At 74.6% G+C, this 23679-nt stretch carries 21 protein-coding genes; 11 read left to right on the top strand and 10 right to left on the bottom strand.

Going from position 1 to position 23679, the window contains the following annotated elements; translation table 11 throughout:
- Positions 1-26 precede the first annotated feature (26 nt).
- The 4 genes from BUE29_RS00415 to BUE29_RS00400 are packed head-to-tail and all read left to right on the top strand — an operon-like array spanning position 27 to position 7504.
- A complete protein-coding gene (locus tag BUE29_RS00415) occupies positions 27-1325 on the top strand; it encodes a hypothetical protein (RefSeq protein WP_143167902.1) in 1299 nt (432 codons plus the stop codon).
- A 10-nt stretch (positions 1326-1335) separates the two neighbouring features.
- Entirely contained in the window at positions 1336-3861 is a 2526-nt protein-coding gene (locus BUE29_RS00410) for a DUF2206 domain-containing protein (protein WP_073384611.1), read from the top strand.
- Complete coding sequence (locus BUE29_RS00405; protein WP_073384609.1) at positions 3858-5186, top strand: polysaccharide biosynthesis protein; 1329 nt, start codon at positions 3858-3860, stop codon at positions 5184-5186. Before BUE29_RS00410 ends, BUE29_RS00405 begins: the two co-directional genes overlap by 4 nt.
- Positions 5183-7504: a glycosyltransferase family 4 protein gene (locus tag BUE29_RS00400; protein WP_073384607.1), complete on the top strand. Its 2322-nt coding sequence runs from the start codon at positions 5183-5185 to the stop codon at positions 7502-7504. Before BUE29_RS00405 ends, BUE29_RS00400 begins: the two co-directional genes overlap by 4 nt.
- A gap of 196 nt (positions 7505-7700) precedes the next feature.
- Here the strand turns inward: BUE29_RS00400 and BUE29_RS00395 are convergent, their stop codons facing one another.
- Complete coding sequence (locus BUE29_RS00395) at positions 7701-8975, bottom strand: glycoside hydrolase 5 family protein (protein ID WP_073384605.1); 1275 nt, start codon at positions 8973-8975, stop codon at positions 7701-7703.
- Between the two features lie 357 nt (positions 8976-9332).
- Here BUE29_RS00395 and BUE29_RS00390 point away from each other — a divergent pair, with 357 nt between their 5' ends.
- The gene (locus BUE29_RS00390) at positions 9333-11450 is read left to right on the top strand and encodes a LamG-like jellyroll fold domain-containing protein (protein ID WP_159440807.1); all 2118 of its coding nucleotides are present in this window, start codon (positions 9333-9335) and stop codon (positions 11448-11450) included.
- 16 nt (positions 11451-11466) lie between these two features.
- On the opposite strand, the gene BUE29_RS22700 is transcribed toward BUE29_RS00390, so the two are convergent.
- The 3 genes from BUE29_RS22700 to BUE29_RS00380 form a co-directional block, all read right to left on the bottom strand.
- Entirely contained in the window at positions 11467-11868 is a 402-nt protein-coding gene (locus BUE29_RS22700) for an Fpg/Nei family DNA glycosylase (RefSeq protein WP_200799963.1), read from the bottom strand.
- 69 nt (positions 11869-11937) lie between these two features.
- Positions 11938-12276: a DNA-formamidopyrimidine glycosylase family protein gene (locus BUE29_RS22695; RefSeq protein ID WP_200799962.1), complete on the bottom strand. Its 339-nt coding sequence runs from the start codon at positions 12274-12276 to the stop codon at positions 11938-11940.
- 44 nt (positions 12277-12320) lie between these two features.
- Positions 12321-13088 (bottom strand): alpha/beta hydrolase, encoded by a 768-nt coding sequence (locus BUE29_RS00380; RefSeq protein ID WP_159440806.1) that lies wholly within the window; start codon positions 13086-13088, stop codon positions 12321-12323.
- A gap of 118 nt (positions 13089-13206) precedes the next feature.
- Between BUE29_RS00380 and BUE29_RS00375 the strand changes: the two genes are divergently transcribed.
- Positions 13207-14199 (top strand): glutathione S-transferase family protein, encoded by a 993-nt coding sequence (locus BUE29_RS00375; RefSeq protein ID WP_073384601.1) that lies wholly within the window; start codon positions 13207-13209, stop codon positions 14197-14199.
- A 9-nt stretch (positions 14200-14208) separates the two neighbouring features.
- Here the strand turns inward: BUE29_RS00375 and BUE29_RS00370 are convergent, their stop codons facing one another.
- Positions 14209-15234 (bottom strand): esterase/lipase family protein, encoded by a 1026-nt coding sequence (locus BUE29_RS00370; RefSeq protein WP_073384599.1) that lies wholly within the window; start codon positions 15232-15234, stop codon positions 14209-14211.
- Between the two features lie 187 nt (positions 15235-15421).
- Between BUE29_RS00370 and BUE29_RS00365 the strand changes: the two genes are divergently transcribed.
- Positions 15422-15868 (top strand): STAS domain-containing protein, encoded by a 447-nt coding sequence (locus tag BUE29_RS00365; RefSeq protein ID WP_143167901.1) that lies wholly within the window; start codon positions 15422-15424, stop codon positions 15866-15868.
- 9 nt (positions 15869-15877) lie between these two features.
- Positions 15878-16384 (top strand): macro domain-containing protein, encoded by a 507-nt coding sequence (locus BUE29_RS00360; protein ID WP_234971292.1) that lies wholly within the window; start codon positions 15878-15880, stop codon positions 16382-16384.
- Positions 16385-16387: 3 nt separating this feature from the next.
- Here BUE29_RS00360 and BUE29_RS00355 read toward each other — a convergent pair whose 3' ends face one another.
- A complete protein-coding gene (locus BUE29_RS00355) occupies positions 16388-17755 on the bottom strand; it encodes a WS/DGAT/MGAT family O-acyltransferase (RefSeq protein ID WP_073384597.1) in 1368 nt (455 codons plus the stop codon).
- Positions 17756-17853: 98 nt separating this feature from the next.
- Positions 17854-19293 carry a GuaB1 family IMP dehydrogenase-related protein gene (locus BUE29_RS00350; protein ID WP_073384595.1) on the bottom strand — a complete coding sequence of 480 codons (1440 nt, stop codon included), beginning with the start codon at positions 19291-19293 and terminating at the stop codon, positions 17854-17856.
- Positions 19294-19318: 25 nt separating this feature from the next.
- Here BUE29_RS00350 and BUE29_RS00345 point away from each other — a divergent pair, with 25 nt between their 5' ends.
- Complete coding sequence (locus BUE29_RS00345; RefSeq protein ID WP_234971291.1) at positions 19319-19861, top strand: phosphatase domain-containing protein; 543 nt, start codon at positions 19319-19321, stop codon at positions 19859-19861.
- Between the two features lie 180 nt (positions 19862-20041).
- Positions 20042-20290: a DUF5999 family protein gene (locus BUE29_RS00340; protein WP_073384593.1), complete on the top strand. Its 249-nt coding sequence runs from the start codon at positions 20042-20044 to the stop codon at positions 20288-20290.
- A gap of 16 nt (positions 20291-20306) precedes the next feature.
- Here the strand turns inward: BUE29_RS00340 and BUE29_RS00335 are convergent, their stop codons facing one another.
- Together BUE29_RS00335 and BUE29_RS00330 are read right to left on the bottom strand one after the other, a co-directional pair.
- The gene (locus BUE29_RS00335) at positions 20307-21962 is read right to left on the bottom strand and encodes an acyl-CoA dehydrogenase family protein (RefSeq protein WP_073384591.1); all 1656 of its coding nucleotides are present in this window, start codon (positions 21960-21962) and stop codon (positions 20307-20309) included.
- Positions 21959-22561: a TetR/AcrR family transcriptional regulator gene (locus BUE29_RS00330; RefSeq protein ID WP_073384589.1), complete on the bottom strand. Its 603-nt coding sequence runs from the start codon at positions 22559-22561 to the stop codon at positions 21959-21961. The genes BUE29_RS00335 and BUE29_RS00330 overlap by 4 nt, the downstream gene beginning before the upstream one ends.
- A 121-nt stretch (positions 22562-22682) precedes the next feature.
- On the opposite strand from BUE29_RS00330, the gene BUE29_RS00325 reads away from it, so the two are divergent.
- Positions 22683-23141: a DinB family protein gene (locus BUE29_RS00325; RefSeq protein WP_073384587.1), complete on the top strand. Its 459-nt coding sequence runs from the start codon at positions 22683-22685 to the stop codon at positions 23139-23141.
- A gap of 7 nt (positions 23142-23148) precedes the next feature.
- On the opposite strand, the gene BUE29_RS00320 is transcribed toward BUE29_RS00325, so the two are convergent.
- Positions 23149-23673 carry a mycothiol transferase gene (locus BUE29_RS00320; RefSeq protein WP_200799961.1) on the bottom strand — a complete coding sequence of 175 codons (525 nt, stop codon included), beginning with the start codon at positions 23671-23673 and terminating at the stop codon, positions 23149-23151.
- Positions 23674-23679: the final 6 nt, after the last annotated feature.

Here is a 23679-nt window from a genome sequence, read left to right as displayed (position 1 = left end):
CGGCGACCGCTGACCGAGACGACACGATGACGAGCCCCCGATCCCGCGAGCCCGGTGCCGGCGTGGACCCCCACCCCACGCCGGCACCGCGCTGGCGGGATCTGGCGGCCTCCGACCGTGCGTGGTGCGGCATCGTCTACGTGCGGGCCGTCACCCGGATCGACATGCCGCCCGCCGCCGACGTGCGCCGGGCGCTCGCCGACCTCGGCCGCGAGCGTCCCGAGATCGGCCGTTGGACGATGCCGGTCCCGCCCCGCTGGCGCCGGGTCGAGCCCGCCGAGCGAGACGAATGGCTCGAGCACGTCATCGCCGTGAGCGTCGAGGGCGGTGCCGACACCGATCGCGTGCTCGCGCTGAACCGCGCCCCGTTGGAGCGCGTGCCGCTGCGGGTGCTCGTCGGCCCGGACTGGATCGGCGTGCGGATGTCCCACGCGATGGGCGACGGGTGGACGGTGAACACCTTCCTCGGCCACCTGCTCGCCCGGGCGGCCGATCGCCGCGCGCCGGTGTCGTGGACGGTGCTGTCCCAGCGCCGCCGGGACCTCGTGATCGCCCGGGCCGCGCTCACCCGGCTCCCGACGCTCGCCCACGCCGTCCGCCACCGTCGCGAGCTCGCCGGCGGCGTCTACGAACCGGCCGCCGCCCACGCTGACCGGCTGGCCGACCGCACTGTCACCCTCGTCAGCGACACCGGGTTCCTGCGCGAGCTGCGGGCGGTGCGCGACGACTGGTTCCCCGGCACGTCCGCCGCGGTGGTCGCGACCGTGGGGCTGCGGGCAGCGCTCACCCGCTCGTCGCTGCCGGCCCCCCGACCGGGCTTCGAGTGCCTGTACAACACGCGGTCCGAGGCGGCGGGGACGGCGTCGTGCTGGGGCAACTGGTCGGCGGGGGTGTACATCCGTCCGGCCGACGACCTCTCCCCCGCCGCCGTCGCCGCGGAGATGACCCGCGTCCGCGCGTCCGGCCTGGCCGAGCTCGCCCACGCGTCGCTGCGGGCGCGGGCGCGGCACGCCGACCCGACGACGGTCACCATGCCGCGCGCCGAGGGCGCGCCGCGGCTCACGATGTCCTACACCCAGGCCCATCTCGTCGACCCGCTGTTCCCGGGCCTGCGCGTCGGCGAGACCGAGATCGGGACGCACGCGCGCCCCAACGGCGTCGAGTCCGTCACCGTCTCCGCGGTCGAGTGCGCCGGCCGGCTCTCGGTGGGGCTCGCCTTCTTCCCCGACATCTGGGACGACGCCGTCGTCCGCGAGTCCGTGTCGGCCTTCCTGGCCGGCCCGCGGCAGGTCCTCGCCGACCTGCGCCCGGCCGGCCCCGCGTGACGGGCCGCGCGTGACGACCCTTGCCGCCGCCTCGGCCGCACCCGTCGACGCCCGTCGCGAACGGGGCGCGCTGCGCGGGCTCGCACCCCGCCTGCGCCGGTGGCGACCGGCGCGGCGCCCCGCCGACACGACCGTCCTCGCCGTGCTGGTCATGCTCGCCGGCCAGGCGCTCGTGCTGGCCGACCTCGACGTCCCCGTCCTGCGGCCGCTGCTCGCCGCCGCGCTGCTCGTCGGCGTGCCCGTCCTCGTGCTCGCTCGCCGCGCGTTCGCCCGCGTGCCCGACCCGCTGCCGCGCGTCCTGTACGCGATCGGGACGACCGCCCTCGGCCTGATCGTCGTGCCGTTGGGGCTGAACACCGTCCTGCCGTGGTTCGGCGTCGGTGCTCCGCTCGCGCGCACGGTGCTCGTCGTGGCGTCGGCCGTCGTCGACACCGTGCTGCTGCTCGTGCCCTCGCGCACGCCCTTGGCGGTGCCGGCACGCCTGCGCGCCGCGCTGCGGGCGGGGCTGCGGGCCCGTCTCGACGCCGCCGTGGTCCTCGCCGTCGGCGCCGTCGTGCTCGCGGTGGCTGGTGCGGTCCGGCTCAACAACGGCCTGGGCGGGACGGTCGCGACGCTCGCCCACGCCGTCGCGGTGGCCGCCTTCGCGGCGGCGCTCGTGCGCGATCGGCGCGCGTCGGCCGTTCCCGCGCGCGATGCCGCGGTGGTGTACCTCGCCGGTCTGGCGCTGCTGCTCGGCACGTCCCTGCGGGGCTGGTTCGTCACCGGGCACGACATCCAGCAGGAGTACCTCGCCTTCCTCTACACGCACGACGCCGGGCACTGGGTGATGAGCGCCTACCCGTCGCCGTACAACGCGTGCCTGAGCGTGAACATCCTGCCGTCGGTGCTGGTCGAGTACCTCGGCGTCGGCGGGGTGTTCGTGTTCAAGGTCGTCCTGCAGCTCGTCTTCGCGCTCGTGCCCGTGTGCGTGTACGTGGCCGCGCGACGGACGGTTCCGCGGCGGATGGCGATGCTGGCGCCGGCGGTGTTCGCGCTCTTTCCCACCTTCTACACCGACATGCCGTTCCTCACCCGGCAGGAGACCGCGTACCTGTTCCTCGCGCTCGTCCTGCTCGGTGCGACGCAGCGGGGCTGGTCGGTGCGCGTACGGCGCCGGCTCGTCCTCGCGTTCGGGGTGGGCGTCGTGCTGTCCCACTACTCGACGACCTACGTCCTCGTCATCACGCTGATCCTGGGGCTGCTGGGAACGGCTGCCGGCGCGCTCTGGCGACGGCGCGCCGAACCGCGGCTGCAGCGCCGGGCCGCGGGACGCGACCGCCGCGCCGCCGAGCGGCCGACCGGCCGGCACGAGCAGTCCGTCGGCGAGCGGCGCCGGCTGCTGCGCTCACCGGCGCCCCGACGACCGACCCCGGCCGTCCTGCTGCATCCGCTGCTCGTGCTCGCGCTGGCCGCGACCGCCTGGGCGTGGAGCTCGCCGGCCACGCACTCGGGCGGCCATCTCGCCGACACCGTCGACAAGCTCACCGAGACGCTCATCTCGGGCAATCCCGTGGCGGGGTCGTCGGACCTCAAGTACAGCGTGTTCGGCGGGGGCGGCCCCACGCCCGCCCAGCGCTTCGCCGGCTACGTGAAGCTCGCGAGCGATGCCCGCGGCACCGCGCACCCGGGGCTCTACGTGTTCCCCCGGCCGAGCGGGAACGTGCTGCTCCCGCCCCTCGTCGAGCGCGAGTACCTGCCCCTCACGGCGGCCGGCCGCGCCGTCGACGGTGCCGGGCTGAACGTGCGCGGCGTGAACGCGTTGCTGCGGACGGGCGCGGCCGGCCTGCTGCAGCTCTTCCTCGTCCTGGGCCTGCTCGCCCTCGCCCTGCGCGCGCGGAGCACGCGTCGCATCACCCGCGAGCAGTTCTGGCTCGTGGCCGGCAGCATCGGCGCACTGGCGACCGTCGTGGTCGTGCCCGGTGTCTCGGCCGACTACGGCGTGCTGCGGGCGTTCCAGCAGACGCTGCTGTTCGCCGCCCCGCTCGTGGCCGTCGGTGTCTTCGCGGTCGCGTCCCGGGTGGTGCGGCGCCGGCGGCGCCCGACGCTGGTGCTCGTGGCCGGCGTCGTCGCGGCGATGGGGCTCGTGCTGACCGGCGCCCAGCCCGCGCTGCTCGGCGGCTACTACGCGCAGCTGAGCCAGAGCGACTCCGGGCAGTACTACGACCTGCTGTACGCGCGGACGCCGCAGCTCGCCGCCGCCCGCTGGCTCGCCGCCGACACCCGCGGTCGCGGTCTGAACACGGTCGCCGCGGCCGACATCGTCTCGGTGACGCGACTGCAGATGTTCCTCCCGCGGTCGGTGACCGTGACCGGCAACTACCTGCCGCTGCAGCTCACGAAGGACACCTACGTCTTCCTGGGCCCGCAGCAGTCGACGCGCGGGCAGAGCACGGTGTTCTTCACCGGTGACCTGCTGACCTACCGCTACCCGCGCGACGCCGTCGGCGGGCGGCTCGATCTCGTGTACAGCACGGCCGGGACGAGGATCTACCGATGACCACCCCGGCGGCCGGCCGCGTGGCGCGGCTGCGGGCCTCGTTGCGCGACCCGCTGATCCGCAACTCGGCCCTCATGCTGGTCACGACACTGTCCATGGCCCTCGTGGGCGCCGTGTTCTGGGTCGTCGCCGCGCGGGTCGCCTCGCGCGGTGAGGTCGGGCTGGCCAGCTCGCTGGTGGCCACCACCGAGGCCCTCGCCATCTTCGCGCAGCTGGGACTGAACGTGAGCCTGCTGCGCAGCATGCCGCGTAGCGACCGTCCCGGTTCCGACACCGCCGTCGCGACCGTGGTGGTCGGCCTCGCCGCGGCCGTGCTCGCGGTCGCCTACGCCGCGCTGCTGCCCGCGGTGGCACCCGACCTCGCCGACGTCGTGAGCTGGCCGGTGGCCGTCCCGCTGTTCGCCGTGTTCGTCGCCGGCACCGCCCTCAACCAGCTCACCGACGGCGTGTTCCTCGCCATCGACCGCGTCGTCGACAACTTCGTCGTCAACGGGGTGCTGCTCAGCATCGTGCGGTTCGTGCTGCCCTTCACGCTCGCCGGCGCCGGCGCGTTCGCGATCTTCGGGGCGATCGGCGGCTCCGCGCTGCTCGCGGCCGTCGTGAGCCTCGCGGTGATCCTGCGACGGCTGCGCCGCACCCACGGCCGGGCGAGGCTGCGCCCCTCGGCCGCGTTCACCGGGTCGATCCGGCTCGCCGGCGCGGGCTACCTGTCCAACGTCCTCTACATCGCGCCGCAGCTGGTGTTCCCCGTCCTGATCATCAACGCGCGCGGGCCGGCCGACAGCGCGCTGTTCTTCATCGCGTTCCAGATCGTCACCCTGCTCAACCACGGCGTGTACATGATCTCGAACTCGATGTACGCCGAGGTGTCGCGAGCCCCGGATCGCGGCGAGGCGATCGTCGCGAAGGCGGGGCGGACGATCGCCGCGGCGTCGGCCGCGGGCATCGTGGTGCTCGTGCTCGCGGCGCCGCTGGTGCTGCTCGTCTTCGGCGGCGGCTACTCCGACGGCGGCACCACCACGCTGCGGGTCCTCGCGCTCGGCACGGTCGGCGTCGCGTTCAACTACTGGTCGGCGGTGCGCCTGCGCATCGCCCACCACCTGCGGGCGATGGTGGTCGTGCAGCTGTTCACCACCGCGCTCATGATCGCCCTGGCCGCGGTGGCCGCCGCGCACGGCATCGCCTGGGTCGCCGCGGCGTGGGGCGCGGGCCAGCTCGCCGGCGGCGTCGTCGGGTACACGGTCAGCCGCACGATCGCCCCGATGGCCGACGGGCTCGCCGACATGAGCGCCGACCAGCTGCCCCCGATGGAGGCCGTGCCGTGAACGTCACCAGGGTCGCGATCGTCGCGCCGCGCTACACCGAGGTCGGCGGGATGCAGAACTACGCCCGTCGGGTGGCCGGCTGGCTGCGCGACGACGACCGCTTCGAGGTCGTCGTCGTCTCGACCAAGGCCGGGCCGGGCCGCGACGAGACGACGCTCGACGGCGTCCGGGTCGTCCGGCTCGGCACGTGGCTGACGCTGTCCAACACGCCGGTCAACCCGCTGTGGTTCGGGCAGCTGCGTCGGTTGCTGCGCCGGCTGCGCGTCGACGTCGTGAACGCGCACTCGCCGGTGCCCTACCTCGCCGACGTCGCGATCCTCGCGGCGGGTGCGACCCCGACGGTCCTCACGTACCACGCCGGTTCGCTCGTCAAGGGCAGCGGCGGCGTGGTGGACGCGGCGCTGCGGGCCTACGAGCGCCACGTGCTGCCGCGCGTCTTCCGCCGCGCCGGGGCACACGTCGCGGTCTCCCCCGTCGCCACCAACCTGCGCACCGGACGCGCCGTCACCATCACCCCCGGCGTCGACACGACCGCCTTCTGTCCGCCGGCCGACGGCGTGGGGCGAGCCCGCTCGGTCGTGTTCGTCGGACGGGTCGAGCGGACCTCCGCGTGGAAGGGCCTGCCGGTGCTCGTCGACGCGTTCGCCCGGGTCGCTCGCGAGGTGCCCGACGCCGTCCTCGAGATCGTGGGCGACGGTGATGCCGTCCCCGAGCTGCGACGCCGTGCGAGTGCCGCCGGGATCGGCGAGCGCGTGCGGTGGCACGGGGCGCTGCCGCCGGCCGGTGTCGCCGCCGTGCTGGCGGGCGCCGGGGTGGCCGTCCTGCCGTCGCTGACCGAGAGCGAGTCGTTCGGCATGTCGCTGATCGAGGCGATGGCGACGGGCACGCCGGTCGTCGGCTCGGCGGTCGGTGGCATCCCGCACGTGGTGCGTGACGGTGTCGACGGGCTGCTCGTCCCGCCCGGCGACGTCGTCGCGCTCGCCACCGCGCTCGGCCGGGTCCTCACCGATCCAGGTCTCGCCGCGGCGCTGGGTCGGGAAGGGCGTCGCGCCGCCGTCGCGACGTGGGACTGGCAGCGCCAACGCGAGCGGACGCTCGACACGCTGCGCACGGCCGCCACGACCGGAACGGCCGCCACGACCGGAACGGCCCCGGGCCGGCGCCGGCCGCGCATCGCCGTCGTCACCGACGCCGTGTCCCCGTGGAGCACGGGCGGCAAGGAACGACGCCAGGACGAGCTGTTCACCCGCCTCGCCGCGCGGGGCTACCGGGTCGACGTCTACACGATGCAGTGGTGGCGCGACGAGGACCGCGCCCGCCGCATCGAGCGTGACGGGGTCACCTTCCACGCGATCTGCCCGCTCGTCCCGCTGTACACGAAGGGGCGTCGCTCGATCGTGCAGGCGCTCGTGTTCGCCGCCGCGACGCTGCGCATGGTGACGCGTCGCTTCGACGTCCTCGAGGTGGATGCGATCCCGTTCCTGCCGCTGTTCCCGGCCCGGGTGGTGGCCTGGCTGCGGCGGCGGCCGATGACGGTCACCTGGCACGAGTACTGGGGCGCGCACTACTGGTCGGAGTACCTCGGCGTGACCGGCCGGCTCGCGGCGTTCGTCGAGCGCACCGCCATCCGCCTGCCCGACCGCATCGTCGCGGCCTCCGACGGCACCGCCGAACGGCTGCGCGAGGTGCGTTCGCGCGACCTCGACGTGCAGGTGGTGACGCCGGGCATCTCGCCGGCGGCGCTGCGCTCCGAGGCCGACGTCATCGAGCCCGGCGGCGACGTGCTGCGCCTGGTCTGCGCCGGCCGGCTGCTCGACCACAAGAAGGTCGACGTCGCGATCCGGGCGCTGGCCCTGCTGCGGGCCGACGGGGTGGCCGCGCGGCTGACCGTCATCGGCGAGGGACCGGCGGCGGACTCCCTCGTCGCGCTGGCCGGCGAGCTCGGCGTCGCCCCCCACGTCGACTTCCTGCCGTTCGTGCCCGAGCACGCCGACCTGCTCGCCCAGCTCGCGGCCGCCGACCTCGTGCTCTTCCCGACCGTGCGCGAGGGCTTCGGCATGGTGGCGCTCGAGGCGATGGCGATGGGGACGCCGGTGATCACCAGCGACCACCCCGACAACTTCGCCCGCCACCTCGTGCAGCCGGGGGTGAGCGGCGCCGTCTGCCCCCCGACGCCGGAGGCGTTCGCGGCCGCGGTCGAGGCCTGCCGGGTGCGGCTCGACGAGTTGGCCGCCGGCGCCGCCGCGGTGGCCGCCGACTACGACTGGGAGCGCATCGCCGACCGCGCCGAGGCGGTCTACACCACGCTGCGGTCCTGACCCGGCCCCACGGCCGTGGTCATCGTCGGCCCGGGCCGGTGATCGACATCCGCTTGTCGTCGTCAGGACGGCGGAGAATGGATGTCGATCACCAGCGAGGGGCACGGGACCGTCGGCCCGGGCCGGTGATCGACATCCGCTTGCCGTCGTCAGGACGGCGGAGAATGGATGTCGATCACCAGCGAGGGGCAGGGGTTCAGCCGCCGAAGGCGCGGGCCAGCGTGCGGAACGCCGGCTTGCGACGGCCGTCGGCGGTGACCAACCCGAAGTGGTCGCGCAGGCTGCCGTGCCGAGCCGTGTCGCGCAGGGTGTCGACGAAGTAGGCCGCGACGCCCGAGTCGCGGCGTCCCGCCAACCGGGCGCCGTCGAGCAGGATGCGGGCCTGCGTGGACTCGGCGACCACCCGCCTGCTGCGGGCGCCGGCGTAGCGGGTCGGGGCACCGAAGCCGGTCACCCAGACCGGCGTCCTGCCCAGCCCGACCCGGGCCATCGCCGTGCGGAGCGCCACCCGTCCGGATGCCGGCCGGGTCATGAGCTGCCAGGCGTTGGGCGGTTGCGTGGTGGCGCTGGGCAGCGCCGGGTAGGTGTCGGGGTCGTAGCCGATCGCGTCCACCGGGCAGCGGCGGTCGGCGCACGCGCGGGCGAGGAAGCGGCCGGCGTCGACGTCCCCCCGGTCCCGGGCGTCGTCGTCGGTGCCGGCGAAGGCCAGCCCGCCGAGCACGACGGTCAGGCCCGGCGCCGCGGCGCGCATCGCCGGCACGGTGGCGGTCACCAGCCGGCCGTACGCGACGGGGTCGGGGTCGGCCCAGAACTGCGCGATGTTCGGCTCGTTCCAGAGCTGGTAGGTGCGCACGCCGCGCGGCGCGTACCGGGCCACGGCGGCCGCGGCGAAGCGGGCGAACTCGGCGGTGCTGCGGGGCGGGCACACGAAGCCCCGGCAGCCGTCGGCCCGGGCCCACGCGGGCGTGTAGGTGAGCAGGCCGAGCACCTGCAGGCCACGGCGCCGTGCCGCGGCGACGACGGTGTCGACGTCCTCCCACCGGAAGCGCGCGGCGGAATCGGGCTGGATCTCGGCCCACGACAGGTCGATCCGGATCCAGCCGAGGTGCAGGTCGACGACGTCGTCGAGGGCGCGCGCGAGCGAGGCCGGCGAACGCTGGTACAGCGCGCTGCCGACGGTGACGCCGGCCCGCGCCGGCAGGCCGGCGGGCACCCGGCTCGGCGACGCCGTCGGGACCATGGTCCCGACGGTGGTCCGCGGAGCGGTGCCGGCGGACGTCCGGCGCGCCGCGGTGCCACCGTCGGGGTCGGCGCGCAGGGCCACCACGATCCCCACCACGATGACCGCGACCGCGACGACGCCCACGGCGAGGACGGCGGCCCGGCGCCGGCGCGACCCGGCCGGCGGCGGCGTGGACGCCTGCGGCTGCGGCAGTTGCGGCTGCGGCGGGGGTTGCGCCGAGGGGGGCACGGCCGGGTCCTCTCTCCGGCGCGGGGCACGCCTGGCGGGGGTCGTCGGCCGGGTGTCGGCCTGGCCTCGATCATGCCGGTGCGGCGCGCCGAGACCGGGCAATCCCCGGCCGAGCGCGTCGCGAAGCGGCCGTCCGCCACGTCCTGCGAACCGGGTTATTCGGACAATGTCTGTCAGATGCAAAATCCGTGTTAGGTAGATCGGGACTAAAGGCCTTACAGTGATAGTCCGGCGGGGGCCGACGGCGGGACCTACGTCCCGTCATGACCGTCAGAAGGCAGTACCGCCGTGATCCAGCGCCGCCGCACCGCTCCCGTCGCCCCTTCCGCGCGCCGTCGTCGCCTCGTGGGGGCCGGCGTGGCCCTGACGGTCGTGGCCGGGCTGCTGGCCGGCGGGGTCGCCGGTGCCGTGCCGGCCGCCGCGGGCACCGTGTCGATCCCGGCAGCGGCCGAGCGTCGGGTCGTCACCGCGAACGACCTCATCGAGTCCGTCGGCGTCAACGTGCACACCTACTACAACGACACCGCCTACGCCGACACCGACCGGGTCCGCTCCCTGCTGCAGGGGCTGGGGGTGCGGCACGTGCGCGACGGGCTGGTGGCCGACCGGCCCGACGAGGTCGCCGCCCTGCGCCAGCTCGGCGCGGCCGGCATCCGCTCGTCGCTCATCGTCGGCGGGACGAAGGACGCGAGCACGCAGTCGGTCGACCCCGCGCAGCTGTCGGCGCTCACGCAGGTGGCGCCCTACGTGGACGCGGTGGAGCCGACCAACGAGTACGACTGCTCCGGCGACTCCGCCTGGGCCGCCCACCAGCGCGCCTACGCCGAGGCGCTGGTGCAGCAGCTGCAGTCGAGTGACGAGCTGCGCCGGCTCGGCGTCTTCGCCCCCGCGTTCTGCCGTCCGGGGTCGATCGCGCAGTTCGGGTCGGTCCAGGGTCTCGCGAGCGTGACCAACGTGCACACCTACAGCGGCGGCGCCGCCCCGGAGCTCGCCCTCGAGAGCCGGCTCCCGGCGGCGGCCAAGGCCCAGGACCCGTCCCTTCCCCTGGTCGTCACCGAGGCCGGCTACACCGACGCGACCGCGATGAGCCCGACGCAGTTCGCGGCCACCGACGCCACCGCCGCGGACTACACCGTGCGCACGCTGCTGGACGCCGCTCGCCTCGGCGTCGCGCGCACCTACCTCTACGAGCTGCTCGACGAGAAGCCGCAGGCCGCGAACACCGACCCCGAGCAGCACTACGGCCTCGTCCGCTACGACGGCACCGTCAAGCCCGCCTACACCGCGGTGCGCAACCTGCTCGCCGACGTCGCGCTGGGCTCCCCCGCGTCGGTCGCCGCCGGTGCCGCCCGGGCCTCGGACGTGACGTCGGTGCGCGGCGGCGGCAGCCTGCTGCGCACGCTGTCGATCACCGACCCCGCCGGTGGCGGCGAGACGCTCGCGCTCTGGCTGGCCACGCCGGTCGAGGACGCGGCCACCCACGACCGCGTCGCCGACACCTCGCGCGCGGTTCGCGTGCAGGTGTCCGGGACGCACACCGCCACGGTGCGCCAGCCCTCACGCGGCAACGCCGAGACGAGCGTCGGCACCGGCACCGGCTTCACCGTCCCGGTCGACGGCGGCGTGACGCTGCTGCACCTCGCGCCGACGACCGCCACCACGACGGCCACCGCGGCCGCCGCGGCCACGACCTCGTGCACCGCGGCGCCCGGGTACGCCACGCTCGCGGGCCAGCTCGGTGCCGTCGCCAGCAGCGACCTCGCCCGCGGCACGGGGTGGTCGGGCTCGCCGGTCGCGGCCACGGACGTGCCCGACGGCGTCACCGGTGGCGCCGAGGTCACCGCGGCCGGTCAGCAGCGACGCGTGGGCGTGCCGGGGTCGCCGACGTCCTGGACGATCGCGCTCTGGGAACGCACCGACGCGAGCGCCGCCGACTTCTCGACGTTCGTGCGCGCCGTCGGCGCCTCCGGCGCGCCGGCCGGCGGCTTCGTGCGCACCTACGACACGACCGGCGACGCCGCGTCGCACGTGCAGCTGTCCGGGTACGGCCTGCCCGCCGCCGGGGCGTCCTACGGCACCGAGACGTTCGGGCAGGCCCTGGCCGGCACCTGGCACCTCGTCACGCTGTCGGTCGGCGGGGGCAAGGCCACGCTCGCGGTGGACGGCGTCGCGCAGGGCACGGTGGCGAGCGGTGCCGCCGCACTGACCGGCGTCGAGGTCGGCGCGCTGTCCTCGGGGTTCCGCGGCGCGGTGGCCGGCCTGACGGTCTTCCCGAAGGCGCTCGGGGCCGACGACATCGGCCGGCTCGCCACGACCTCGCCCGGGTCGTGCGAGGCCACGAGCGCGGCGAAGCCGACGAGCGGCTCCACGGCGGCCACCCCCAAGCCGACGACCAAGCCGGCCACCAAGCCAGTCGCCAAGCAGGGCGTCGCGACCGCCCTCGGGATCTCGGGCACCGGTCCGGTCGGCCGCTGACGTCCGGCCGCCCGGTTCACTGCTCCCGGCTGCACCGCCACGTGGTGCGCCCACCCACGGTGGCGCGTGCCATCTCGGCGCCGCACCGCGGGCAGTGACCGCCCTTCGTCCGGTGCGCGACGACGACGCCGGTGTGCACGCCGCCCTGCCGGATCGCCGAGCGGATGGCCGTACGCAGCGCCCGGTGCAGCGCGCCGAGCTCGTCGTGCGACAGCTCCCGCGCCGCACGCCTCGGGTCGATCGCGGCCTGCCAGAGCGCCTCGTCGGCGAGCAGGTTGCCGACCCCGGCCAGCGCGTGCTGATCCATGATCCGGGCCTTGACCGGCGCCGCGCTCGCACCGACGATCTCCCGGAACTCGCGGACCCCCACCTCGCCGGCGTCGGGGCCGAGAGCAGCGACGTCGGGGTCGAGATACACGCGACCGAGCCGTCGCTTGTCGAACAATCGCAGCGTCCCACCGTCGGCGAAGGAGACGGTGAAGCGGTCTCACTCGGGTTTGCGCGCGTTCGCGCTCCGTCCTCGTCCCGACCCGGCGTAGTCACCGCCCTCGTCGGTCTCGCCCGACGGGCGGGTGACCAGGATGCGGCCGGCCATGCCAAGGTGGATGCCGAGCAACGGCCCGTCGTCGGACGTCTCGCAGTACATGAGCTTGCCGCGCCGGTGCGCGGCCACGATGGTCCGTCCGACCAGCGCGTCACGGAGCTCCCCCGGCGGGTGCGGCCGGCACTCGTAGGTGTCGCGATCGTCGACGTCGTCGATGCGCCGGTGCAGGGCTGACCCCGCGATGACCGAGCGGGCGGACTCGACCTCGGGCAGCTCGGGCACCGCCTCAGTCTGCCCGAGCGTCCCCCGCAGGCGGTCGGGACGGGTCAGCCCGTGGTGGCGATCGCCGCCAGCTGCCGGGCGACGATGCGCACGACCGCCGGGTCGGTCGCCATGCCCACGTGCCCGGACCGGACCTCGACCAGCTCGGCCGCGGGGTCGAGGCAGGTGCGCCAGTCGATGATCGCGTCGTCGCGGGAGTAGACCGACGTGAAGGGCACGGCGGCCGGAAAGGGCGAGGTCAGCTCGGCGGCCACCCGCAGCGCGCAGTCGCCGGTCACGCAGTCGGCGCCCAGCACCCGGGTGAGACCCCGCCGGTTGAGCCGGAACAGCAGCTCCAGCTGCCTGCGCACGTGCGGCGCGACGCTGAGCGAGCCCGTCACCGGCGCGCTCAGCGCGACGACGCCGGCCACGAGGTCGGGGCGGCGGCGCGCGGCGAGAGCCACCACCATGCCGCCGCGGCTGTGACCCACCAGGGTCACCGGGCCGCCCTCCGCCGCCGCGACCACCTCGAGGCGGTCGAGCAGGCGCCGCACCATGGGCTCGGTGCAGCCGACGTTGGCGCCGATGTCGCTGCGGAACGTGCGGTGACCCCGGCGCCGCAGCTCGCGCGACAGCAGCGTGAGCGACACGTCGCCGGACAGGAACCCGGGTACCAGCAGGGTCGGGGTGCCGAGACCCGCCGGCGGTTGCGGGACGCCGCGGCCGACCATGCGCACCATGCGGCCGTAGGCCCGTAGCTCCCCCGCCCGGGCGCCCCTGACCGGCACGTGGTCGCTCGTGAGATCGAGGCGGGGCGCGCCGACGGCCGTCATCGGACCCACGCTAACCGCGGCGGCTGGGAACGGGCTGTCGGCGACGTCGCCGAGGCCGCCGGGTGGGCACACTGCCGTCGTGAGCAACGACAGCGCCACCACATCGGCAACCAAGGACATGGGCTCGGACGGCTCGTTCGAGCGCGACCAGAACTACATCACCACGCGCATCACCGCCGACGGCCGTGACGGCTACCCGGTCGAGGCCGACCGCTACCGGCTGGTCGTCGCCCGGGCGTGCCCGTGGGCGAACCGCGCGATCATCGTCCGGCGGCTGCTGGGTCTCGAACCCGTGCTGTCCATGGGCATCTGCGGCCCCACACACGACGAGCGCAGCTGGACGTTCGACCTCGACCCGGGCGGCGTCGACCCGGTGCTGGGCATCGAGCGCCTCCAGCAGGCCTTCTTCGCGCGGTATCCCGACTACCCCCGCGGCATCACCGTGCCCGCGATCGTCGACGTCCCGACCGGTCAGGTCGTCACCAACGACTACCCGCAGCTCACGATCGACCTCTCGCTCGAGTGGACCGCGTTCCACCGCGACGGCGCGCCCGAGCTCTACCCCGAACCGCTGCGCGACGAGATCGACGAGGTCGCCGAACTGGTGTTCCACGACGTCAACAACGGCGTGTACAAGTGCGGCTTCGCCACCAGCCAGCGCTCCTACGAACGGGCCTACGACGCGCTGTTCGCCCGGCTGGACTGGCTCTCGGACCGACTGCGCGACCGGCGCTACCTCGTCGGCGACACCATCACCGAGGCCGACGTGCGGCTGTTCACGACGCTGGCCCGCTTCGACGCCGTCTACCACGGCCACTTCAAGTGCAACCGGCAGAAGCTCACCGAGTTCCCGGTGCTGTGGGCGTACGCGCGCGACCTCTTCCAGACCCCGGGTTTCGGTGACACCACCGACTTCGTCCAGATCAAGGAGCACTACTACCTGGTGCACAAGGAGATCAACCCGACCGGCGTCGTCCCCGCCGGCCCCGAGCTCGGGAACTGGCTCACCGCGCACGGTCGCGGCGACCTCGGCGGGCGGCCGTTCGGCGACGGCACGCCGCCCGGCCCGGTCGCGGCGGGCGAGGAGGTCGCCGCGGGGCACGGCGCCTGAGAAGCGGGGTCAGCCGGCCGCGTACGGCGCGAGCGGCGGCTCCGCGGCGACGTGCGGGTAGGTGAGCAGCTGCTGGCCGGCGGTCGCGACGACGCCCGGGAAACGGGTCGCGACCGTCGCGGCGCCGACGCCGGGCATGCTGGCGCGCAGGCAGACCGAGCGCGAGACACGCGCGGGGTCGGCCGGCCCGGCGTGGGTCAGCGCGTCGATCACCAGTGCGTAGGCCACCGGGTCGAACGTGCCCATCGACAGGTGCTCGGCGACGTGCCCCGGGCAGATCGACTGCACGAGGACGTTGCTGATCCGGCCCGACCCGGTGTGCAGCGCCGAGCTCGCCACCGGGTCGAAGTTCGGCACCACGACCTCGTCGAGCGCGGTGTACATCTGCGTGTAGGACAGTCCCGCGAACGTCTCGCCGCCGGTGTTGAGCGCGGTCAGGAACGCCGAGCCGGTGCGCTGCTGCCAGATCGCGGGAGCGCAGCCGCCGACCGCGCACACGACGTGCGCGTCGTAGGTGCCGTGATTGGACGGGTCGATGCCGACGACGTCGTCGACCATCGTGCGGGTGTCGGGCCAGTACTTCAGCGTCCAGCGCGGCACCATGCCGCCCTGGCTGAACCCGACGACCGAGACGGCGCGACCGGCCCGTTCGTGCATGGTCCTGATCGCGGCCGTCACGTACTGCGCGGCCACCTGGATGTCGCCCATCGCGTGCCCGGGCAGCGTGACCGCGCACCACGGGCGGCCGGCGGCGGAGAAGACCTTCTCGTAGTTCCAGGAGAAGTTGACGTCCGGGGTGAGGGTCGTGCCGGGCACGAGCAGCACCGGCGTGGGCCCGGCGGCGAGGTCGCCGTCGCACGCCAGTGCGGCCGACAGCGCCGCGGGTGGCTCGGTCAGCGGCGGGCCCGCCGCGGCGCCCGCACGACCGGCGCCGACGAGCGTGCCGGCGAGGACCAGCAGCACCCCGACGACGGCGACGAGGGCGGCCGGGACACCGCGGCTGACAGGACGGGCCGGGCGGGCAGCGGTGCGCATCACGGGGCTCCTCGGTAGGTGGACGAAGCGGACATTACCGTTCGGTAGCCGATCCGTCGTCCCACGATCGCGGGCCGGGACACGGCAGCCACTGGTTCGGCGGGTAGCGCCGGCACCGGGCGTGGCGTCCGGGTCGCCGCCGTCGGCGGCAGACCGTACGATCTGCTGCGCGGTTACGCAGCCAGCCGTGTCTCCAGCCGCCGGCCACGAGGGCCGACGACCGGAGCTGGATCACTGCCTGCCGCGAGGAGCCATGCCGCCCTACCCGTCGCTCGACCCGCCCCGGCGGTTCGTGCTCGACCCCGAGATCGCCGAGGGCGACGTCGACGGCGACGGGGTTCGCGTCGCCCGGGTCGGCGGCGAGCTCGACTACGTCGTCACGCCGCGGCTGCGCGGCGACCTGCTCGACCGGGTCGACGGTGCCGCCACCTTGGTGCTGGACCTCTCCGAGGTCACCCTGCTCTCGGCGGCGGCCATGGAGATGCTGTTGGCCGTCGACGTGCTCGGCACCGCTCGCGGCTGCGAGGTCCGCATCGTCGCCGGCACCCGCGCCGTCCGCCGGCCGCTGACGCTCACCGGGCTCGACGAGCGGCTGCGGCTCTTCGACTCCCTCGACGCCGCGCGGCGCGGGTAGGAACCCGGCGTGACCGGGGCACCGCGGCTGGACCTCGTCCGCGGCGACATCACCGCGATCGCCGTCGATGCGATCGTCACCGCCGCGAACTCAGCGCTGGTCGGCGGCGGCGGGGTCGACGCGGCCGTCCACGCGGCGGCCGGACCGCGGCTGCTCGCGGCGCTGCGCCCCCTCGCGCCCTGCCCGCCGGGCGGGGCCGTCGTCACGCCCGCCTTCGACCTCGATCCGCCGGTGCGTCATGTGGTGCATGCGGTCGGTCCCCGCCACGGCATCGACGAACCGGCGGCCGAGCTGCTGCACGGCGCGTACGTCGAGTCACTGCGCCGCTGCGACGAGGTGGGGGCGCGCAGCGTCGCGTTCCCGTCGATCTCGACCGGCGTCTACCGCTACCCGCTCGCCGCGGCCGCGGCGGTCAGCGTCGCCGCGCTGCGCACGGCCACGACCCGGGTCACGCGCTGCGTGCTCGTCGCGTTCGACGAGCGGACCCACCGCGCCTGGGCGGACGCGCTCGGGTAGCGGTCAGGCGCCGGTCGCGAGCTCGAGGTCGCGCAGTTCGTCGTCGAGATAGGTCAGCAGGTGCTGCAGGTGCGGCACCGTCCGCCGGCATCCGGTGAGGCCGAACGCCACCTCGTCGGTGTAGCTGGTGCACGTGATGTTCAGGGCCTGCCCGTCCAGCGGGATCGACAGCGGGTAGAGACCGTCGAGCCGGGCGCCGTTCCAGTACAGCGGCCGCCGGGGGCCCGGCACGTTCGAGATGATCAGGTTGAACGGCGGGCGGACGGTGTCGACGAGCTTGAGCGCCGGGTACAGCCCGAGCGGCGCGATGCCGATGCCGCTCATGGCCAGGATCTGCAGCCGGCTCATGCCCGACAGCGACTCCTTGCCCTCCGTCATCGAGCGGTGGACGGCGGCCAGCCGTTCCCCGGCGTCGTCGAGGTCCGTGCCGAGCCGGCAGGTGACGAGCCCGATCGCGTTGCCGCCGTCGATGTCGCCCTCGCCGTCGCCGTGCAGCGACACCGGGACCATCGCGATCAGCGAGGTGGTCGGCAGCTCGTCCATGGCCAGCAGGTAGCGGCGCAGCGCGCCGGAGCACATCGCGAGCACGACGTCGTTGAGCGTCGTGCCGCCGGCCTTGCCGACGGCACGCAACCGCTCCATCGGCCACGACTGCGCGGCGAAGCGCCGCGCTCCGGTGATCTTGACGTTGAAGATCGACTGCGGCGCCGAGAACGACATCGTGGCGCCCTGCTCGCGCACCGCGCGCGTCACCGTGCGGGCCAGCGACGGCGCGAGGCCGGCGGTGTCGCCGACGACCTTGGCCACGGCGTTGACCGATCGGTTGCCGGTGCGGGGGCGGCGCGGGGAGCGTTCGCGCGGTGCCCACGGGGCGGGCATGTCCCGCTCCTCGGCGTCCTCGCTCAGCATCGAGGCGAGCATCCGCAGCGCCGAGACGCCGTCGACGACCGAGTGGTGCACCTTGCTGTAGATGGCGAAGCGGCCGTCGTCGAGGCCCTCGATCAGGTGCATCTCCCACAGCGGCCGGTACCGGTCGAGCAGCGTCGAGTGCAGCCGCGACACGAGCTCCAGGAGCTCGCGGACGCGGCCGGGGCGCGGCAGCGCGCTGTGGCGCACGTGGTGTTCGAGGTCGAAGGCCTGGTCGACCTCCCAGCCCCATTGCCCCAGGGTGGTCACCGACCGACGGGGTCGGCGTCGCAGCACGGGCGCCACCGCGTCGTCGGCCATCCGCTCGCGCAGCAGCGTGCGGATGTCGAACGCGTCGGCGCCCTCCGGGGGCTTGAACAGCTGCAGGCTGCCGACGTGCATCGGGTGCTCTCGCGACTCGGCGATGAGGAACATCGAGCTCGTCGGCGACATCGGCAGCAGCATGGCCTCGATCCTGCCCCCTCGAGTGCTCGTTTACGCCGGCCGGAGGTCGCGATATTGCCGACCACTCGCGTTCTCGGCGACCACTCGCGGGAAGCGGGTCACCAGCCGCTGTGCAGCGGGCGGCCCTCCGCGAAGCCGGCGGTGCTCTGGACGCCGATGACGGCGCGCTCGTGCAGCTCGGCGAGGGTGCGCGCGCCGGCGTACGTGCACGCCGAGCGGACGCCGGCGGTGATGGCGTCGACGAGGTCCTCGACGCCGGGCCGCTCGGGGTCGATGAACATCCGGCCGCTCGAGATGCCCTCTTCGTACAGCGCCTTGCGGGCCCGCTCGAACGAGCTCTCGCCGCTGGTTCGCCGGGCCACCGCGCGGGCCGAGGCCATGCCGAAGCTGTCCTTGTAGGCGCGGCCGTCGGGCGCGACGTGCAGATCGCCGGGCGACTCGTAGGTGCCGGCGAACCACGACCCGATCATCACCGACGACGCGCCCGCGGCGAGGGCCAGCGCGACGTCGCGCGGGTGCCGCACGCCGCCGTCGGCCCAGACGTGCTTGCCGAGCGCCCGGGCGGCCTCGGCGCACTCGAGCACGGCCGAGAACTGCGGCCGGCCGACGCCGGTCATCATCCGCGTCGTGCACATGGCCCCGGGCCCGACGCCGACCTTGACGATGTCCGCGCCGGCCTCGATGAGCTCGCGCGTGCCCTCGGCCGAGACGACGTTGCCGGCCACGACCGGCACCCGCGGCGCGAGGGCCCGTACCGCGGCGAGCGCCTCGACCATGCGCTGCTGGTGGCCGTGCGCGGTGTCCAGGACGAGGACGTCGACACCGGCGTCGAGGAGCTCCGTCGCGCGCCGGCCCACGTCGCCGTTCACGCCCATGGCGGCCGCGACGCGCAACCGCCCGCCGGCGTCGACGGCGGGCCGGTAGATGGTGGAACGGAGCGCGCCGGTCCGGGTCAGCACCCCGACGAGCCGACCCGCCGCGTCGACGACCGGCGCGAGCTTGCGGCGCTCGGCGTCGAGCCGGGTGAACGCGTCCTGCGCCTCGATCGGCTCGCGCAGCGTGAGCGGGTTCGCCGTCATCACGTCGTGCAGCTGCGCGAAGCGCTCCGCGCCCGCGCAGTCGGCCTCGGTCACCACGCCCACCGGCCGGTCGTCGGACACGACGACGACCGCGCCGTGCGCTCGTTTCGGCAGCAGGGCCAGGGCGTCGCTCACCGTGGAGTGCGGGGTGAGGGTCACCGGGGTGTCGATCACGAGGTGCCGACGCTTGACCCACTCGACGACCTCGCGCACGACCTCCACGGGAATGTCCTGCGGCAGGACGGTCAGCCCGCCGCGACGGGCCACGGTCTCGGCCATGCGGCGTCCGGCGACGGCGGTCATGTTGGCGACGACCAGCGGGATCGTCGCGCCGCTGCCGTCGGCGGTGGTCAGGTCGACGTCGAAGCGAGAGCCGATGTCCGAGCGGGCCGGGACCATGAACACGTCGTCGTAGGTGAGATCGAACGACGGGACGGCCGACGAGGCGAGGAAGCGCACGAGGCGGTAACTCTACGCTGGCGGTGTGGGTTCCCCGGACGTCCGCCCGGACGCGCAGAGCGCCGGCGAGGGGACGCCCGCCGGCCCCCGGGGCGGCGTGGTGTCCGGCCTCGCCGTGTTCGACGTCGACGGTGTCGTGGCCGACGTCCGGCACCGGCTGCACCACCTCGACCGCGGCGCGTGGCACCGGTTCTTCCGGGCGGCGGGCGACGACGGGTTGCTGCCCGAGGGGGCCCGGCTCGTCGCCGACCTCGGTTCCCGCCACGAGATCGTGTGGCTGACCGGGCGGCCGGAGTGGCTGCGCGAGGTCACCGCGCGATGGTTCGCCGAGCACGGCCTGCCCGCCGGGGAGCTCGTCATGCGCCCGGACGGCGACTTCCGGCCCGCGCCGGCGTACAAGCTCGGGGCGTTGCGACGGCTCGCTCCCCGTGGCGTGCATGCGGTCGTCGACGACGACGACGAAGTGGTCGCGGCCGCGCTGGCCGCCGGCTTCCCCGCGGTGCTCGCCGACTGGGTACCCCGGACGCGAAGGCTGCGTCGCGCACAGGATCGCGAGGGTCGCACGTAAAACAGGCATATGCCCGATGTTTGATATCGGTTAGGTAACGATGCCATCCGGGCTTTACTTGTGGTTCAGGTCACGCCGATGGATCATTTGTACGCGTCCCGAGCAAGTGTCCTGGATCTGCACCGGAAACAGTGCACACTTGGGTCGACTCCTCACCCGGAAGCGATTACAGGAACGAACATGATCGACACCCCGATCGAGCACTCCGCCGCCTACTCCTGCGCGCACGTGCCCTGCTGCCCCACGGCCGACGCGGTCGACCACCACGCCGCCCATGTCGTCTCGGCCCATCCCGAGCAGGGCTGGAGCCTGCTGTGCAACGGCGTCGTCGCGTTCGAGGACTTCGGCGAGCTGCTGCCCAACGGTCAGAGCGTCGCCGCCCGCCGCGCCGACCTGCTGCTGGCCTCCCCGCACCGCCGCGCCAGCTGAGCCGCGTGCGCCCGGCCTACTCGGGCACGGCCGCCCGGGCGAGCACCGCCGCGGTGTCGACCCCGGCGGGCAGCGTCCCGTAGGCGGTCCCCCAGTCCCCCGCCAGCCGCGACGCGACGAACGCGTCCCCGACCGCGGGGTCGCCGTGGCGCAGCAGCAGCGAACCCTGCAGCAGCAGCGCCATCCGCTCGACCAGGTACCGGGCGCGGTACTGCAGCTCCAGCGGGTCGCCGCCGGCGAGCTCCTTGTGCAGGACGGCCAGCGCGTCGTCGTAGCGGCTGTCGACGCCCACCGCGAGGTCCAGCTCCTCGAGGAATGCCGTCACCGCCGCCGGCTGGCGTGCCATCGCCCGCACCGTGTCGAGCGCCGCGACGTTGCCCGAGCCCTCCCAGATCGAGATCAACGGCGCCTCGCGGTACAGCCGCGGCATGCCGGAGTCCTCGACGTAGCCGTTGCCGCCGAGGCACTCGAGCGCCTCCACGGTGTGCGACGCCAGCCGCTTGCACAGGTAGTACTTCGTGACCGCCAGCGCGACGCGCCGGAACGACCGCTCGGCGTCGTCGCCGCGCGTCGCGCGATCCACCGCGCCGGCGACGCGCAGGACGAGCGTCGTCGCGGCCTCGGCGTCGACGGCGAGGTCGGCGAGCACGTTCGTCATCGCCGGCTGGTCGGCGAGCCGACGCCCGAACGCCCGCCGGTGCGTGGCGTGGTGCAGCGCGTGGGCGATGTTGAGGCGCATGCCGCCCGCGGCCATCAGCGCGCAGTCGAGGCGGGTCATGGTGACCATCTCGATGATGGTGGCGACACCGCGCCCCTCGTCGCCGACGAGCCAGCCGAGCGTGCCGTCGTACTCGACCTCGCTCGAGGCGTTGGACCGGTTGCCGAGCTTGTCCTTCAACCGCTGCAGGAAGAACGCGTTCCGGGTGCCGTCGGGCAGCACCCGCGGCACCAGGAAGCACGACAGCCCGCCCGGGGCCTGGGCCAGCGTCAGGAACACGTCGGACATCGGCGCCGAGGTGAACCACTTGTGACCGGTCAGCGCGTAGCTGCCGTCGGCGTTCGGGACGGCGCGCGTCGTGTTCGCCCGCACGTCCGACCCGCCCTGCTTCTCGGTCATGGACATGCCGGCGATCAGGCCGGCCTTGGTCAGCGGCGCGCGCAGCTCGCGGTCGTAGTGACGGTTCGTGAGCAGCGGCTCGTAGGCCGCCGCGAGCTCGGGTGCCGCCCGCAGCGCCGGCACGACCGAGTAGGTCATCGAGACCGGGCACAGGTGGCCCGCGTCGGTGACTCCCCAGGCCATCATCTTCGCCGCGCGCGCGACGTGCGCGCCGGGTCGATCGTCGGCCCACGCCGCCCCGTGCAGGCCGTGCTCGACCGCGGCGGCCATCAGGTCGTGGTACTGCGGCAGGTACTCGACCTCGTCGACACGATTGCCGTAGCGGTCGTGGGTGTGCAGCACCGGCGGGTGCTCGTTGGCCAGCCGGCCCGCCTGCTGCCACTGCTCGCTGTTGCCGAGGCGACCGAGGTCCGCGACCTCCGGCACCGCCCAGCCCGCACCCTCGCGGGTCATCCCCTCGACGAGGGCGGGGTGGGTCGTGATGTCGCGACCCACGATCGGCGGCACCTGGTTGGTGACGTCGTGGGTGGGTCGACGGCCGGGCGGGGTGGTCATGACGGGGTGCCTCCGACGGCGCGATGCGCGAAGCGGACGAGGGTGGGCAGGGTGTCGGGGTCGTCGTGGCCGACGGCCAGCGGGCCGACGAGCGCCTCGGCGACGGCGCCGACGAGGGCGGCGGCGACGACGTCGGCGTTCTGCGGCGGCAGCCGGCCGGAGCGGACCCCGTCGGCGACGGCCTCGGCGATGACGTCACGGAACGCGCGGCGGAAGTCCAGTCGCAGCGACTCGACGCAGGCGTCGACCGGTTCGGCCAGCAGCGCGTACGCCCGGCGGGGCTGTTTGAGAGCGCGGCCGGCGAACGTCTCGACGATCGCGGTGAGCTGCCCGGCGACGTCGTCGTGCGCGCGGGCGGCGGCGCGGACGACCTCGACCTCACGGGTGACGACGGTGCGGAACACCGCGGCGGCGAGGTCGGCCTTGCTCGCGAAGTGGTTGTAGACGGTGCCGGTGGCGATGCCGGTGCGCGCGGCGACCGCGGCCACCGTGCACGAGGCGTAGCCGTGCTCGGCCAGCAGCGCCGCCGCCGCGGCGATGATGCGCTCGTGCTGCGCGTCGAGGCGGGCCTGGACGGCCGCGGTGCGCCGGTAGGGCATGCGAAGCAGTGAACCAGTGGTTCACTGCTTCGGCAACCGGAGCACCCGGTCGTGCCTCGCCACGACACGCCGGGGAGGGCCGCGCAGCGCGGCCACATCGTCGTGGGCGCACGATGGCCCGATGCCGACGACGAGCGAGGACGTCCGGACGCGCTGCGACCACGCGTGGGCCCGGGTGCGTCATCGGCTGCTCGGGCTCACCGACGACGAGTGGCGCCGGCAGCCCGGCGACGACCCCGACCTCGGCCTGCGGCGCCGACTCGACGTCCTCGCCGCGATGCTGCGCGACCCGCGCAACGCGACCCTGCTCGGCCGGGCGCCGGGGGCCGTCGAACCGAAGCCGGCCGCGGACGCCGGCGAGGCGGTGGCTCAGCTCGAGGCCGCCTACGCCGAGTGGCGCGGCCACCTCGTCGCCCTCGACGACGCGGCGCTCCGCGTCCCAGTAGGACCGGCCGGCGGCGAGTACGCCGGCGGCAGCCGGCTGGCCTTCGCCCTGCACGTGCTCGACGAGCTCGTCGGGCAGGGGGCGGCGATCGGGCTGCTGCGCGACCTGTACGCCGCCGGCGTCGACCCGCGGTGAGCCGGGGTCAGCGACCCCTGACGCCGTCGATGGCCTCGCGCAGCAGGTCGGCGTGGCCGTTGTGCCGCGCGTACTCCCCGATCAGGTGGACGTACACCATCCGCAGCGACATGACCTGCCCGTGCACCGTGATCTCGTGCTCGAACGGGACCGCCGCGACGGCGGCGTCGGCGCGCCGGCACTCGTCGTCGAACAGCTCGACCGCCGACGGCGCGTCCGCGGCCGTCCCGGCGTCGAAGTCCGTCGCGTCGCGGGTGCCGTGGAACAGCGGCGGGACGTCCTCGCCCGCCACCCGCTGTCGCAGCCAGATCCGCTCCACCTTCGCGAGATGCCGCAGCAGCCCGAGCAGGGAGAGCGCGGACGACGGCACCGGGCGCAGCGCGAGCTGCCCGGGGCCCAGCCCGGCGCAGATGTTCACCAGCGTGGCGCGCTGCCAGGCGAGGTAGCCGACCAGGAGGGGACGCTCCTCGCCCGTGGTCGGCCCGTCCGCCGGCCGCGGCGTGGGCACCACCCACCCCCGCGGCGTCGTCACCGATGA

Origin of the sequence: Jatrophihabitans endophyticus, from assembly GCF_900129455.1 — a bacterium.
Lineage (GTDB): Bacteria > Actinomycetota > Actinomycetes > Mycobacteriales > Jatrophihabitantaceae > Jatrophihabitans > Jatrophihabitans endophyticus.
Note: the sequence above shows the minus strand (reverse complement) of the source record. Positions and strands in the feature narration are given on the sequence as shown.